10 protein-coding genes and 1 other annotated feature are annotated in these 14,824 nt (G+C 60.8%); of the genes, 4 read left to right on the forward strand and 6 right to left on the reverse strand.

Annotated elements, in window-relative coordinates; genetic code table 11:
• Positions 1–127: 127 nt before the first annotated feature.
• A complete protein-coding gene (locus D3I60_RS03160; RefSeq protein ID WP_262774697.1) occupies positions 128–1,267 on the forward strand; it encodes a YlbL family protein in 1,140 nt (379 codons plus the stop codon).
• Positions 1,267–4,287 (forward strand): UPF0182 family membrane protein, encoded by a 3,021-nt coding sequence (locus D3I60_RS03165; RefSeq protein WP_262774698.1) that lies wholly within the window; start codon positions 1,267–1,269, stop codon positions 4,285–4,287. Before D3I60_RS03160 ends, D3I60_RS03165 begins: the two co-directional genes overlap by 1 nt.
• A 1,665-nt stretch (positions 4,288–5,952) precedes the next feature.
• On the opposite strand, the gene D3I60_RS03170 is transcribed toward D3I60_RS03165, so the two are convergent.
• The 5 genes from D3I60_RS03170 to D3I60_RS03190 all read right to left on the reverse strand — a co-directional run bounded on the left by D3I60_RS03170 (position 5,953) and on the right by D3I60_RS03190 (position 10,409).
• On the reverse strand, positions 5,953–6,753 hold the full coding sequence (locus D3I60_RS03170) for a glycosyltransferase (protein ID WP_262774699.1): 801 nt from the start codon (positions 6,751–6,753) through the stop codon (positions 5,953–5,955).
• Positions 6,750–8,126, reverse strand: coding sequence for a bifunctional PIG-L family deacetylase/class I SAM-dependent methyltransferase (locus tag D3I60_RS03175; protein WP_262774700.1), 1,377 nt, complete (start codon positions 8,124–8,126; stop codon positions 6,750–6,752). The genes D3I60_RS03170 and D3I60_RS03175 overlap by 4 nt, the downstream gene beginning before the upstream one ends.
• A complete protein-coding gene (locus D3I60_RS03180; RefSeq protein WP_262774701.1) occupies positions 8,123–9,154 on the reverse strand; it encodes an acyl-CoA dehydrogenase family protein in 1,032 nt (343 codons plus the stop codon). Before D3I60_RS03180 ends, D3I60_RS03175 begins: the two co-directional genes overlap by 4 nt.
• Before the next feature lie 144 nt (positions 9,155–9,298).
• The gene (locus D3I60_RS03185) at positions 9,299–9,964 is read right to left on the reverse strand and encodes a TetR/AcrR family transcriptional regulator (protein ID WP_262774702.1); all 666 of its coding nucleotides are present in this window, start codon (positions 9,962–9,964) and stop codon (positions 9,299–9,301) included.
• Positions 9,965–10,136: 172 nt separating this feature from the next.
• Entirely contained in the window at positions 10,137–10,409 is a 273-nt protein-coding gene (locus D3I60_RS03190) for a GlsB/YeaQ/YmgE family stress response membrane protein (protein WP_262774703.1), read from the reverse strand.
• 192 nt (positions 10,410–10,601) lie between these two features.
• Between D3I60_RS03190 and D3I60_RS03195 the strand changes: the two genes are divergently transcribed.
• Positions 10,602–12,005, forward strand: a complete 1,404-nt coding sequence (locus tag D3I60_RS03195; RefSeq protein ID WP_262774704.1) for an alpha,alpha-trehalose-phosphate synthase (UDP-forming) — start codon at positions 10,602–10,604, stop codon at positions 12,003–12,005.
• Between the two features lie 380 nt (positions 12,006–12,385).
• Here the strand turns inward: D3I60_RS03195 and D3I60_RS03200 are convergent, their stop codons facing one another.
• Positions 12,386–13,588 (reverse strand): IS110 family transposase, encoded by a 1,203-nt coding sequence (locus D3I60_RS03200; RefSeq protein WP_262774705.1) that lies wholly within the window; start codon positions 13,586–13,588, stop codon positions 12,386–12,388.
• A 751-nt stretch (positions 13,589–14,339) separates the two neighbouring features.
• Here D3I60_RS03200 and D3I60_RS03205 point away from each other — a divergent pair.
• Positions 14,340–14,489 carry a hypothetical protein gene (locus D3I60_RS03205; RefSeq protein WP_262774706.1) on the forward strand — a complete coding sequence of 50 codons (150 nt, stop codon included), beginning with the start codon at positions 14,340–14,342 and terminating at the stop codon, positions 14,487–14,489.
• A gap of 128 nt (positions 14,490–14,617) precedes the next feature.
• Positions 14,618–14,746: a sequence feature (AL1L pseudoknot), on the forward strand.
• Positions 14,747–14,824 lie beyond the last annotated feature (78 nt).

The following is a 14,824-nucleotide window of genomic DNA, read 5'->3' on the forward strand; positions in this document are numbered from 1 at the left end:
TTCCGAATGTGCGAAGCTTCCCAATTCCTGGAGGTTTCGCAGGATGTTCGCACCGGGCGAAAGGAGTCTGTGAAACGGACGCTGAGGTTTCAACTAGACTGGTGGGGCGGTCCAGCGAAAGGATTACATGACAGAGAATGCCCCTCGGGCCGTGCCGGCGTCACCGGCACCGACACGCGGCACCAGACGACGACGGACTTCACGTCTGGCCACGACCTCGGGCGTCCTCACCTACGTCTTCATCGCGCTGGCCGTGCTTCTGCCGGTTCCGTACATGCTTCAGCTGCCGGGACCGGTTTTCAACACCCTCGGCGACTACCAGGGCGACCCCATGATCAGCGTCTCCGGAGCCAAGACCTATCCGACTGCAGGCCGCATCGACATGCTCACCGTCGCCGTCAGCGGCGGACCCGGTCGCGACATCTTTGCCTCTCAGGCACTCGGCGCGCTCATCAACGGCGAACAGACCGTCGTCCCCACGGAGGCGTACTACCCGCTGGACACCACTCGCGAGGACGTGACCGAATCGAATGCGGTCGAGATGTCCTCGAGCCAGGATGTCGCCATCGCCGCCGCCATGGGCCAGATGGACAAGTCGTACTCCGTGCATCTGTCGGTCGATGACGTCGTCGCCGATGCTCCGGCTCAGGGCAAGCTGCGCAAGGGAGACCGACTCATGTCGGTCAACGGCAAGAAGCTCGATTCCGATCCCCAGGCCGCGCAGATCATGAGCAGGACAGTGCAGGGGACGGACTCCGTCGAGCTCGGCATCGAGCGCGACGGGAAATCGAAGACGATCTCCCTGACCCCCGCGAAGGTCGACGACCGCAAGGCGATCGGCATCACGATGAAGCAGGACTTCGAGTTCCCCGTCGACGTGAAGTTCAACGTCGACGGCGTCGGCGGTCCCTCAGCCGGGACGATGTTCGCTCTGGCCATCATCGATGAACTCACCCCCGGTGCGATGACAGGCGGCAAGCATGTGGCGGGCACGGGAGAGATCACCCCTGACGGAACGGTCGGCCCGATCGGCGGTGCTCGCCAGAAAGTGGCCGCCGCCACCGAGAAGGGAGCGACGCTGTTCCTGTCGCCCGCCGACAACTGTGCGGAGGTCATGGCCGCCGCAGACCAATCCAAGATCACGGTGGCGCGCATCGACACGCTCGATGACGCGCAGACCACCGTGGAGCAGTACGCCGCCGGCAACACTTCGGACCTACCGAAATGTTTCGCCGATGGTGCCGACAACAATGAGAAAGGGCAGTAGTGAGCACCTCGTCCTCACCCACCTCCGCACGCATGCCGGCGAATCGGCCAAGACGTTCGCCGCTGCTGCTCACCCTCGTGTCTGTGGCGATCCTGCTGATCGCCTTCATCGCCTTCACCCAGGTCTACACCGAGGTGCTGTGGTTCCGCCAGATCGACGCAGCGAACGTCTTCCGGACCATGTGGCTCACCCGCGGACTGACATTCCTCGGCGGATTCATCCTCATGGCCGTTCCGGTCTGGCTGAGTCTTCATCTGGCCTACCGCCATCGTCCGGTCTACGCGCCGACGACCCCGCGACAGGAGAACCTCGACCGTTATCGTGAGGCCATCGAGCCTCTGCGTCGGGTCGCGACGATCGCGATTCCTGCGGTCATGGGTGTCCTCGCCGGCATCACCGCCTCGGCGCATTGGAACACGATCCTCGAATGGATCAACTCGACGTCCTTCGGCTCGAAGGATCCTCAGTTCGGTCTCGACAAGTCGTTCTTCGTCTTCGTCCTTCCTGGCCTGCGCCTCATCGGCAACCAGCTTGGCATGGCGCTGCTCTTGGCGCTCATCGCCGCTCTCGTCGCCCATTACCTCTTCGGCGGAATCCGTCCGGGGGAGCAGAAGGGTATCATCCTGACGAAGGCCGCCCAGTGGCAGCTGGGCATCACCGTGGCGGTTCTCGTCATTGTTCAGGCCGGTCGGCTGTGGCTCTCCCGCTACGACCGGATGACCGCTGCCGGCGGGATCGTCCCCGGCGTCACCTACGTCGATGATCATGCCGCCCTGCCAGCCATGGCGATCGTTGCCATCGCCGCCGTCCTGGTCGCACTGCTGTTCGTCTATACCGCGTGGAAGGGCAACTGGCGGATCTCGATCATCGCCACGCTCACCCTCATCGTGCTCGGCGGCGTTTCGATCATCGCGTACCCGGCCCTGCTCCAGCAGTTCCAGGTCAATCCGTCGCAGCAGAGCAAGGAATCCGATTACATCCAGCACAACATCGATGCCACGCGCGATGCATTCGACTTCGATGACATCGAGGTGACTCCGTATACGCCGAGCACCACTGGCAAGAAAGGCGACCTGCGCAAAGATGCAGAGACCGCGGCGTCGATCCGTCTGCTAGATCCGAACCTCGTTTCGGATACCTTCCGGCAGCTGCAGCAGGTGCGACCGTACTACTCGTTCCCGCAGAAGCTCGACGTCGATCGCTACAACATCGACGGGGACATGCGCGACACTGTCATCTCGGTGCGCGAACTCGCCCCGAGTTCGGTCAACAACCAGAGCTGGTTCAACCGGGCGATCGTCTATACTCACGGATTCGGTGTGGTCGCAGCCAACGGCAACCAGCGCAACCCGGACGGCGAGCCGCTGTTCATGGAGTCGGATATTCCGCCGAAGGGCGAGTTCCCCGACTACGAGCCGCGTGTGTACTTCGGAGAGTCATCTCCGGACTACTCGATCGTCGGCGCACCGAAGGGCGCGACTCCGCGTGAGCTCGACTACCCCTCCGATGAGAAGAGCGGCTCCGGCCAGGTCAACAGCACCTTCTCCGGTGACGGCGGACCGTCGGTGGGCAATGTGTTCAACCGCCTCGCCTACGCCCTGAAGTTCCAGGACGAGCAGATCCTTCTCTCGGACGCGCTGAACGACGAGTCCCAGATCCTCTACGATCGTCACCCGCGCGAGCGTGTGGAGAAGCTCGCGCCCTTCCTCAAGGTCGACGGCGATCCGTACCCGGCCGTCGTGGACGGGAAGATCAAGTGGATCCTCGACGGCTACACCACTGCCGAGGACTACCCGTATTCGACACCGCAGCCGCTCCAGCAGGCCACCGAGGACTCGACCACGGCGTCGGCTCCGAATTCGGTGGCGACTCTGCCGGACGATGAGGTCAACTACATCAGGAACTCGGTGAAGATCACCGTCGATGCCTACGACGGTTCCGTCGACATGTACCAGTGGGACAAGGACGATCCGGTCCTGAAGACCTGGATGAAGGTGTTCCCCGGACTCATCAAGTCGTCGTCGGAGATGTCCGGTGATCTGATGAGCCACGTCCGGTACCCGGAAGACATGTTCAAGGTCCAGCGCGACCTGCTCACGAAGTACCATGTCACCTCCGCCAGTGAGTTCTACTCCGGTCAGGACTTCTGGACCCTGCCGACAGATCCGACGACGAAGGCGAGCAGCGGACTGACGCAGCCGCCGTTCTACATGACCCTGCAGATGCCGGGCCAGCGGTCGCCGTCGTTCTCGCTGACGAGCTCGTATATCCCGGCTCGATCGTCCGAGGGGCAGTCGAGAAACAACCTCACCGGGTTCCTCTCTGCCGATGCCGATGCCGGCAACAAGAAGGGCGAGACGGCCGAGGGCTACGGCAAGCTGCGCCTGTTGCAGCTTCCGCGCAACACCACTGTGCCCGGACCTGGTCAGGCTCAGAACAACTTCAACACCGCACCCGATGTGCAGCGCAGTCTGAACCTGCTGCGTCAGGGTGAGTCCGAAGTCGAGAACGGCAACCTGCTGACTCTGCCGATCGGCGGCGGTCTGCTCTACGTCCAACCGGTCTACGTCCGATCCGCCGGTGAGACCTCCTATCCGCTGCTGCAGCACGTGCTCGTGGCCTTCGGCGAGGACATCGGATTCGCTCCGACCCTCGACGAAGCGCTCGACCAGGTCTTCGGCGGAGACTCCGGCGCCACGGCTGGAGACGCCGGAACCGAGGACAGCGGCGATGGCGAATCGGGATCCACCTCCGGCGGCGAATCCGCAGATTCGAAGTCCGGCTCGCCGGACAAGGCCCTCAACGACGCGCTGCAGGAGGCGAAGAAGGCCATGGAGGACTCCGATGCCGCGCTGAAGGACGGTGACTTCGCGGAGTACGGAAAGGCCCAGGATCGTCTGAAGAAGGCGCTTGAGGATGCCGTGGCCGCAGATCCTTCGTTGGCAGAGGACGCGGCGGGCAAGGAATCCTCCGGGCCCGCTTCGGAGCCGACTGATGGAGCCGGCGACTCGGGCAACTGAGATTGCACTGATCAGCGTTCGCGCTGATCACTTTGCCAGAAGAGAGCGCCCTCGGGACGATTCCCGAGGGCGCTCTGCAATTGCGTGGCGGAGCAGCATTCGACTACCTCCGTACTACATTTGGTTCAGTCCCCATCACGTTTGGAACCTGTCCGACCATGTGGGGGACAGCACGTCGGTTCGCGGACTGATGAATGGAACGAAAAGTGTTCTATGAAGGCGCGGCCTGTCTGAGGGGCCGCGGCACGGCGTGACACGGGGCGTGTGGGCGCGTGTGCGTGTGCGAAAGCGGGAAGCGATGAATGAGCAGAACCCCCAGTCAGAGAATTGACTGAGTGTTCTTCCGCTATCGTGGCGAGGGAGGGACTTGAACCCCGACCTGAGGGTTAAGCGATTCACCCGTGCTTGATCAACTGAACATCAGCGGTGGGCGGCTTCTTACTCTGGTCACGAGCCTCGGCCCCGCGGAAACGACTTACGGGGGCGTCGGCCGTTAACCGAGCATCTCATTATTCCGAGCGTCAGAATGATTCTCACTCGGGCAGGTGTCGACACTGACGGATTCTCCTTCACGAGACATGACCGATCTGGCCGGCATGTCGTAGGAATCTACGAGGGTAGGTACCTCGTGAAGGTAGACATCGAAGTCTCTGGACCGAAATCTGCACGTGGGTCTGCTAGGACAGCACTATTCGACAGTGCCCTCCAGTGCGCTCCATAATCGGACCGAGACTTCTTCTTGCGGGGCGACTCCCCGAAGCTTCCATCGTCGGAAGATCTCGACTTCTATCCGGGAAACGGCTTGCCGTGTCCGGGAATCATCTGCCGACACTCTCTTCTGCCAAGAGCCACACTAGTCTTGAGTGGGAACCCTCCAAGCTCGGGAGGGCAGACCTCGAGGCCACGTTACCGGCTAATCTCGACATCCCGCTCAACAACGTCTTCGAGGCAATTAATCGTGCCCTTGCCGGAACGGCACGCTACATTGACCTGGGGCGGGCCGAAATGCCCCGGCGCAGGGCGCTAGACGCGAGGCCTTCGTCGTCATTGCCGGGTTCGGGATCGATGCGCACATGATCTCCGAAACGAACGATGACCTCAGGGACGAGACAGGGTGGCTGGCCTACGTCGAGTCTTTTGGCCGTGCGTTCTCGGCCAGCGACGTCATTGAGATAGATCTGCTGTGCTGAATCGAGGAGATCAGCCATGAGTCGGCGTACACTCTCATCGTTGGCAACTGCGGGATCCTGCAGGGCGGGATCACCCTGTTGCCCGATGCTGATCTCTCTGGTTGGGGGAGGGGAGCTCGATATCCTCGTTCTGAATGCCGAAGGAGTCTCCGACTGGGGCGACACGATGAAGAACATGGTGTGGGACAGCGGGCTGCGCCTGAGGATGTCGCACGACGAGTCGGCACAGAGCAAAGAGAGAACATCTTCGACCAGCGAGTCTCGTCGCTGACGATCGAACTCGAATAACGCGCGTCGTCGAGGTCGATGGTCACGAAGTCGGTGAAACACTCAGTATCGAGGTGGTCATCTCACCCGCAACACTGCGCGTGCGGTAACCCCGCCAGGCCGGCACGTGGCGCCCGGACAGGCTATTCTCAGGGCAGCTCCCTGCGACATGGTCAGAACAAGCACCGGGAGGGACTGACTGCGCTGATCAGACGAGTCCGCGCAGGTAGGTGCTGAACCCGCCTGGAGCGCGCCCGTCGAGTCGCGCCGAGGTGAGCACTCTGCACGAGTCGGATCTCCAGACCCTTCCGCCCTTCGCAAGAATGGCATCTACGACCGCCGCGTCCTCGCCAGTTGCCAAAGGCGGAATGCCCCCGATCGCGTCGAACAGACTCGCCCGGATCCCCAGATTGGCCCCGAAGACGTAGGCATGCTGCTCGTCCAGTTCGTGAGCGGCATGCCAGCGTCCGATGAGTTCTGGTGATCCCGTCTCGACTCGCGGTGCTACTGTGCCGACCAGACAGTCGCTGTCTTCCGCTGCCTGAAGATGAGCTGAGACCCAGTGAACCGGCACGTGACTGTCGGCATCCGTCAGGGCTAACCAGGCCTGCTCGGCAGCAGGAGACCTGAGCTGGGAAGCGTCACCTGAGGTTTTCAGGAAGAGTTCGACACCTGCATTGCGGGCTCTGCCGACATTGTTCACGTCGGTGATGAGCAGTTCCACGACCGGATGAGCACTGATGAAGTTCTCGACCAAGCTTACTGTGCCGTCAGCACACGCATCAGCTACGACGATGACTCGGAATTCGGTTGTTCCAGCCTGGTAGTCGGTTCCTGATTCCCGTGACGAAGTCTCCTCTAGATGACTGCTCGTCACGCGCAAACCGTTAGCCTTGGAGTGCAGACCACGCCGGGCATGACTGATCGCTTTGATGATCGATTGCAGGCAGCCGATGATCTCCGCCTCTTCGTCATGGGCAGGGACGATGATCCCCAAATCACTGATCAACTGCGTTCCTGCAGGGGGTTGACGGAATTGTCGTCATCAACGATGACTATGTCGAGTCGGTACTCGCCATTGATGTGGACTTGCCGACGATGATGCGGCAAGAACTCCAGGATGCTGTCGTGGACGATGTCGGCGTCGAGGGGCCAGTCGCGGATCTCACCTGTCCAATGGCAGAGGACCAAGACGAACCGAGGGGTCGTCGATTCCGCGATCAAGCGGAGAGTCTGATTCAGTTGGCACCGGCTCAGATAGAAACCGGTCTCCGACAGGACCACGCAGTCGAAGACTCCCTCGGGCCAGTCGAACGGCACCGTGGCTTCGACGAAATCCAGATTCGGTGCGTCGCTGGTCTTTCGCGCGATGCGCAGCGCTTGTGGACTGGCATCGAGAGCGGTCACACGGCGACTGCGCGAAGCCAGTTCGCGGCTGAGGACTCCGATCGAGCAGCCGATCTCGAGAATGTGGGAGTAGTTCTCGCGCGGCAGATGATCGAGAAGCGTGCGGCGCTTTGCGATCTCATATTCCGAGTCTCGGACCGACCAAGGGTCGCTGCTTTCCGTGTGGACCTCGTCGAATACCTGCGCGGCTGTATTCGCATCGTTGAAAGGTGGCGCGGCGACGCTGAAATCGGTGACCGAAAAGGTATCTCCGCCACGCAGGTAGTGGTCGATCTGGTCTGGGGAGAGGATCGCTTCGTCCCCGATAAGGTCACTCAGCGGAGTCGTCTGAGAAGGGTAGGAGTCCAGCACCGCTCGGCGATCGAGGGCTGCAGGATCCGGCAAGAATCGCCATGATCGCCACAGCTCATCATCGGGCGCAGCCCAATGCCAATACCAGATCGGATACTCGAGAACTAGGGCTTCGCGTCGGCGCCCGACGTCGAGCGCGGCCGCGCCCAGGCTCTCGTGATCACTGTGGCCGTCTCGACTGAACGGAGCGACGATGGTGATCGGTCGCCGAACGTGGGCGGTCTCGCTCATGATCTTTGTGAAGACCTGGTCACGGTGGTCCGCCAGCCCGCCGTCGGGGAAGTCGAGGACGCGTGTCCTCGCCCTGGAGCCGAGTCTCCTAAGAGCGGTATGAAATTCCCCAATCCGAATTGTCCCGATCTGCTCGGCGGACTGCGTGGACGATCGCGGGTGCGAATTCTCTCCCGCAGTGAAGAGGAGTATAGCCACATCACACCCAGCCTCGGCCGCCGAGGAGAGCAGCGCAGAGGCACCGAGAGCTTCGTCGTCGGGATGTGCGGCCAGCACCACGACGGTTCCACTGGTGCTCAAGAGTTCGGAGGACAAGGGCGGAAGTGTGAGAATACCGGCGTTGATCCAGTCCGCTTCAGGCGTGGTGGCATCGAGGTGGCTGAAATCGGTCACTGACGACCGGCCTTGAGGATTTCGATCCCGAGTGATTCTTCGTCCCTGGGGCCGTGGTGCTGGCTGAGGTAGACAGTGAGGTCGGCATCGGCCTTGGCGAAGACGTGATCTCCGGTGAGAGAAGCCGGCCCCGCGAGCTCACGGCTGAGAAGCTGGATCCGCTGACAGGCCCGGTATACGATGTTGCGGACCTGCAGGGCCAGTTTCCACGACTGTGCACGTGAGTATCCCAGATCACCATCGGCTGCCTCAGCAGCCTGAGCGAATGCGGATCGGCACGCGAATATTTCGGCGTCGAGTTGGCCGAGAGCGAGGTTACCCATCGGTGCCGGTCGGCCACGAGAGAAGTGTTGGCGGGCAGCGATTCGTGCCATCCCCAAGGCTCCGCCGAACCAGCAGGCGGCCACTCGGATTCCGCCCCAGGCGAAGCTCGGACGTTCGAGATACCATCCGGGTGTCCCGATCTCCTCGGCGGGCACCCGTCTCAAGGTGATCGGCCCGCTCGGAATCTCTTTGAGGCCCACGCTTGGCCAGTGATCGCCATCGTGAGTCACACCGGGATGGTCGAGGGAGACGGCACAGGTCTGACGCGCCTCGCCTCGGTGAGCAATGACGACGGCGTGGCTGAGTTCACCTGCCAGGGAACACCACGCCTTCTTTCCGTCGAGCATCGGATGCCCACCTTCGTCGCTGATTGTGACGACGGAGTCCGGGGCCTCGGCGGCGAAGACACCCCATGTGGATCGAGGCTCTGGGCACAGGTGTCCGGCTTCTTCGAGGATTCCTAAAGCGTCGAGATGAGGCTCGAGCATGCGCGCGGCTGCCACGTCGAGCGAGGCGACTGTGGCAAGGGCTTCCCACTGATCGATCTGCGACGAGGTTCCGCTGAGGCCGAAGAAGGACTGAAGCCGCAGAATCGTCGTCGGCGGATCGGCTGTGCCACGAACCGTCTCGGCGAGGTCGCTGCTTGGCAAGCCGTACCAATCGTCGAGTGGGGAGGCGAGAATGCTCTGCACACCGGTTTGCATGGGTGAGGTCCTTGTGTGTAAGACGGGACTGGAAATTTGATCGTCGATGGAACAGGACAGATGGCTGGACTGGCCCTAATGCATCGGCGAGATGGGCTCCAGGAACTGTGAGGAACTCCAGCTGTGGAGTTCAACGCCCTATATTCAGCCGTCCAAAGTCGTACGTATACGCTCAATGAGTTCGTCGAGGCCATCGGAGAATTCGCGGTCAGCATGATTCTCGGCCAGCTTGTCACGCAGCCGACTCACTGTCGGGAAGTCCTCGAGATCTTCCTCTGCTTGGCCTGCATCTACGCGCTCTGGAGCTGGAGTGGCGTCGGTGTCGAGCGCAGACACCTGCAACAGCAGATCACCGAGGATGAAGCTGGTGAATGCCTTATAGCATGCCACAGCACGGTCGTCAGAGAAGTCATAGCGCTTGAGGGAGGAGAGAAAATGCTCAACCCACCGGATACTCCGCAATGGGGGACGTAGCCAGGGCGCATCGGGTGGCTGAGTGACCAGCAAAGGAAACATCTTCGGTTGGGACAGCGCCAGATTGCGCAACGCATGGGCCACGCACTGCAGGTACTCTTCCCACGATTTTGGTTCGTGTTGCATGAGCTCGTCGTCGAACAAACCATCGACGACTTCACCGACGGCCGCAGCGATCAACTCATCTCGGCTTGGCACATGCCGATACAACGCCATCGCCTCCACTCCTAGCGAGGCGCCGAGGCGTCGCATAGTAAGAGATTGGATTCCGTGCTCATTGATGAAAGCGATCGCCGCGTCGATGACTTCGCGACGTCGCAATCTTCGCTGGGCCATAGACACTCCTACTGCTCACCCGAAAGTCGAATTCGATTATGGATGGTCTCATCCTATCGGTCCGCGCTCGCAGTTTCAGCGGGTGCAATCAATACTCCCGGGCTGCGTATTACAGCCTGGTAGAACCGCATGCCGGTGGCATCGACGGTCAATGCCACCGGCTGGTCGACAGTCAGGCTCGGGACCGACGGGTGCGGCCGGTGATGAGTCCCCAGACGACGAGCACAATGAGCGATCCTCCAATGGCACACAGCCAGGTGGAGATTGAGAAGAACTTATTCATCTCCGCACCGAAGATGATGCCGCCAAGCCAGCCGCCCAGCAGCGCGCCGATGACACCGAGGATGAGTGTGGCGATCCAGCCGCCGCCCTGTTTGCCCGGCAAGATGACCTTGGCGATAGCGCCGGCGATGAGCCCGAGGATGAGGTATGCGATAAAGCCCATGGAGGAACCTTCTTTCTATTGCTGATTAGTGACAGTTGCTGAGTGCAACAAACACTTAGTTTACACTGTAATCATCATTGAGTTCCCGCACAAGGCTGGTCGCATCACGCATGTCACGTCAAGTCTCGAGCACCACAACGAGGCTCAGGTAGCACGTTTCGCGCGTAGGCCAGAGAATCTAGAAGGTCGAAGATGTCCGTCAAGACTTACCTGCACTCTTATCCGTTCCTCGTTGTCGCCGATAGATTACCTCCCGTTCGTCGCGACGATGATTGGGCCCCCGGTCCCCGTGGACTCGTATCCGCCATGTCCCCGTTAATCCGAGAACGCCACGGAGCCTGGATCGGATCTGCCGGAATATGCCCCGAAGAGTTCGATTCCTTCGAGCTCGCTGGGATGTCTCTCGTGCCAATCGGACTGAGCGATTCAGAATTCCGCTCATACTACGAAGGCTTCTCCAGCGCGACGATCTGGCCGCTCTACCATGACCGGGTTTTCGCCCCGCAGTTCCGGCAGTCCTGGTGGGACTCATATCGTGCTGTCAACGCCCGTTTCGCCGAGACCATCATCGAATCGGCCGCTCCACGGGCAGTGGTTTGGATACATGACTACCACTTGCAACTAGTGCCCAGCTTTGTGAGACGACAACGGCCGGATATTTCAATCGGCTACTTCAGCCATATTCCATTCCCTTCCGCTGGGCTCTTCGAGCAGCTGCCCTGGCGTGAAGCGTTACTCGATGGGCTACTCGGCGCAGACGTTATAGGTTTCCAACGACAAACCGATGTCAAGAACTTCACGGAGGTAGTCGATCAACTTGGCCCCACTGGCAGCATGAGCGATCCCTGCATCGTCGATTGCTACCCGGTTTCGATTGATGCCAAGACTGTGTCACAGATAGCTGAGTCGGCGAGCACTCAACAGATTGCGCAGGAGATTCGGGCCGAACTCGGGAATCCCGCGATTCTCCTTCTTGGGTTCGATAAACTTGATCACGCAAATGGCATTGTGGAGCGTCTCCTCGCATATGAAAGGCTACTCGACGATGGGCGCCTCGACCCGCGGTGTACGTGCCTCCTCCAAGTTGCTGTCCCGTCGAACAAAGGCCTCCCTTCGTATCGGGATCTGCGGGAACAGGTCGAACGGCTTGTCGGACGCATCAATGGCAAGTTCAGCGGTCTCTCCGACGCCGTCGTGCGCTACCAACACCTTGACTATTCTGCTGCCGAAACCGTAGCGCTCTATCTCGCGGCTGATGTGCTGCTCGCAACTTCACTCAAAGACGGGATGAACCTCGTCGCCAAAGAATATGTTTGCGCACGCCGGCGACATGGTGGAGCTCTTGTGCTCTCTGAATTCTCCGGCGCCGCGGACGAGCTCGTCGATGCGTTCATCGTCAATCCGCACAATCTGGATGACCTCGCTCAGGCGATCACTGCGGCTGCAACCATCGATGAGGAGGAGGCGAGCACCAGAATGGACACCATGGCCGAAACCGTCCGCACCTATGACTCCCGCTTCTGGACACGTAGGTTCCTCAACGTCTTGGAATCTTTCCCCACGGTGCCACAGGTCGCGAGGTCGGTCGTCTCCTGAGCCGCGGACTGGTCCGGTGGCAACTATGGATTGCGCGACCCCGAAGAGGGATGGAAGCCAGCGCTGGAAACGAAATGACGAAGGCACTCTGACTTTCTGACCGAACTGACAATCCACGGCGAAAGCTGAGCTCATTTGCAGTCCCGATCCTCATCAATAACCCCCCGATATAGTCCTGCATGAACCTCGACACGCCTCTCCCGGTGACCTCGACCGTTGTTTGTGCCCCGTTTGTTCGCGGGGGGGGGGGGGTGCCCCTATGTTTTAAGTCAAGGGGCATCGACAAGATTCTTCAAGCTTGTCTAGCGATGGTCGAAAGGCAGGAATGATCGGTCCGGGACTCTTCCCCGGACTGATCAGGCACTTCTCTGTGGAACGGTTCAGGCCGCGGCCACCGTCTCGGGTGCATGGAAGTAAGCACCGTCGCGAAGCATCGCATACAGCACGTTGCAACGTCTTCTCGCAAGCGCGATCAGCGCCTGGTTGTGCTTCTTATGCTCGGCACGTTTCTTGTCGTAATACGTCCTCGACAACGGGTCTTTCAACGCCGCGAACGCCGACAGGAACAAGGCTCGTTTGAGGATCTTGTTGCCCCGACGGGACGAGTGATCGCCGCGGATCGACGTTCCTGACCGCCACGTCACCGGTGCCAGTCCGGCATACGATGCGAGGTGTCCGGCTGATTCGAAGTCTTTACCCACGACCTCGGTCAGTATCCTCGCGGTGGTCCTGACGCCGACTGCCGGCATCGACGTCAGGAGTCCGAAAAGCGGATGCGCCTGAACCAGTTCCTCGATGCGCACCAGCACTTCATCCCGTGACTGCCGTGTCTGCGCCAGCGACGTCGCCAACTGGGGTAAGACGAGCCCGGCGGCGTCGGTGCCCGACACCACCACAGTCTGTTCGTCCAACGCGGTGAAGATCGCGGTCGCCCATCTCTTCCACGCCCTAGGTGCCTGCTTGCGTAACAGGGTTTCGAGCCGGTGTTTGCCGGCATGCTTGAGTGCTTTCGGTGTCGGGTACTTCGCCAACAGAGCCAACATGGCCGGATGATCCAAGTGCGGACCGATCACGGTCTCCACCCCGGGGTGGATCTGGGTGAGCAGTCCGCGGATCCGGTTCGATGTGGCCGTTGCCTGTTTCGCGAGGTCATCGTCGTAGCCGCACAGCATCGACAACTCCGCGACGTTCTCATCCGCCACCCGAATACCCCGCAAAGTGTGTGGCATGGTCCTGGCTGCTTCAGCGATGATCGCGGCATCGCGTGCATCCGTTTTCGCCTCACCTGGGTGCAGGTCGGCGATGCGGCGCATCGCCAACCCGGGCAGATAGGCGACCGTAATGGACTCGGCGTGGGCGATCGCGACCGGCAAGGCGCCGATAGTAGCGGGCTGGTCGACGACCACCAGCAGAGTTCCGTGCTTGCGTAACCGGCCAAGCAAAGCTCGGAGTTTCGTTTCGTTCTGCGGCAGGGCTTTTGACAGTACCTGTTTGCCGTCGCGGTCGAGTGCGACGGCGTGGTGGTTGTGTTTGCCGACATCGATGCCGATGAATACGTCGATGTCAGCGTGGTTGGTGATCATGTCACTCATCTTCTTCGACTCATGTGACCGAATGTTTGGTTGTGGTTTTGCTGGCCGGTGCTGCAGTGGTGGCTCCTGGGTTCGGCATTCACGTTACGGTCGGGCTCAAGGCATGGGTTCTGCCAGTGGTTCTGGCCCCTTTCAGCGATTTCCCTGGTGCCTTCGAACCCCGGTGACTACACCCCCCGGGATCATGGTGACTGGGGGCATCAATCATGCCGGGGTCCTCGGGCCAGCGACCCCTTTCTATCCTGACGGATTGTGGGGCTACTTAAAAGGTAACGGGGCAGGTCGGGTTTGCATGCCTGTCGCCGTCATCCCCAATGGCGGCTCGACATGCCGCAGTTTGCAATAGTTGACAACCACCTCAACGGCATGGTAGCGGACCCGTCGGGAATGTTCGTCACGTGGTACCTGAACCCTGGCAGCTTCATCGCCTCTTCAAGGGCCCCATCGGCGAAGGCATCCTCCTCTACGGTGACCTCCACCGGCCTGGCCTTCTTCGCTAGCTTATCACCGTCAATGATCGCCGATGCCCGGTTGCGCTCCAGATTCAACGCCTGGTTGTTTCGCGTCACCCTCCGCTGTTACCACTACTCCACACTTCACGCACCCGGATGGGCTTGCGGCGACCATACAGGTTCGCGTCTCGTCCTCACCCAAACAGGAATTCGCCTCGTGGGACTTTGTGCTGTCTGATTCGCCCCGGGAATAATGGAGACAGTGAAGCCACGGAAAGGACTTCCCTGTCATGCCCCAACCTAAATACCCCCTCGAGCTACGCGAGAGAGCAGTCCGCATGGTCCTCGACGCTCTCGAAGCCGACCCTGGTGCCCGCCGCGGCATCTTCCGCCGAGTCGGTGACCAGCTCGGCGTGAACCCAGAAACACTGCGGTCGTGAGTCAATCAGGACCAGGTCGATGCCGGGGACCGTCCCGGCACCACCACCGCTGATGCTCAGCGAATCAAGGACCTTGAGAAGGAGAATCGGGAACTGCGCCGAGCCAACCAAATCCTGAAGTCAGCCTCGGCTTTCTTCGCGGCGGAGCTCGACCGCCCCTCGAAGTGATCTGCTCGTACATCGACGAGCACAAGGACGAACTCGGAGTCGAGCCGATCTGTGCCACGCTGCGTGCTGCCGGCGTGAAGATCGCTCCGAGTACTTACTATGCGCGCAAACATCGCCCAGCCTCGGCCCGTGACAAGCGTGACGAGGTGTTGAAGGAAGAGATCAGC

The sequence above is a fragment of the Brevibacterium permense genome, assembly GCF_025506275.1.
GTDB lineage: Bacteria > Actinomycetota > Actinomycetes > Actinomycetales > Brevibacteriaceae > Brevibacterium > Brevibacterium permense_A.

What these genes read in the sequence shown, in the direction of transcription:
- D3I60_RS03200 (WP_262774705.1), bottom strand. Translation starts at nt 13,588, where the DNA reads ATGATCACCAACCACGCTGACATCGACGTATTCATCGGCATCGATGTC.
- D3I60_RS03185 (WP_262774702.1), bottom strand. Translation starts at nt 9,964, where the DNA reads ATGGCCCAGCGAAGATTGCGACGTCGCGAAGTCATCGACGCGGCGATC.
- D3I60_RS03195 (WP_262774704.1), top strand. Translation starts at nt 10,602, where the DNA reads ATGTCCGTCAAGACTTACCTGCACTCTTATCCGTTCCTCGTTGTCGCC.
- D3I60_RS03190 (WP_262774703.1), bottom strand. Translation starts at nt 10,409, where the DNA reads ATGGGCTTTATCGCATACCTCATCCTCGGGCTCATCGCCGGCGCTATC.
- D3I60_RS03205 (WP_262774706.1), top strand. Translation starts at nt 14,340, where the DNA reads ATGCCCCAACCTAAATACCCCCTCGAGCTACGCGAGAGAGCAGTCCGC.
- D3I60_RS03180 (WP_262774701.1), bottom strand. Translation starts at nt 9,154, where the DNA reads ATGCAAACCGGTGTGCAGAGCATTCTCGCCTCCCCACTCGACGATTGG.
- D3I60_RS03160 (WP_262774697.1), top strand. Translation starts at nt 128, where the DNA reads ATGACAGAGAATGCCCCTCGGGCCGTGCCGGCGTCACCGGCACCGACA.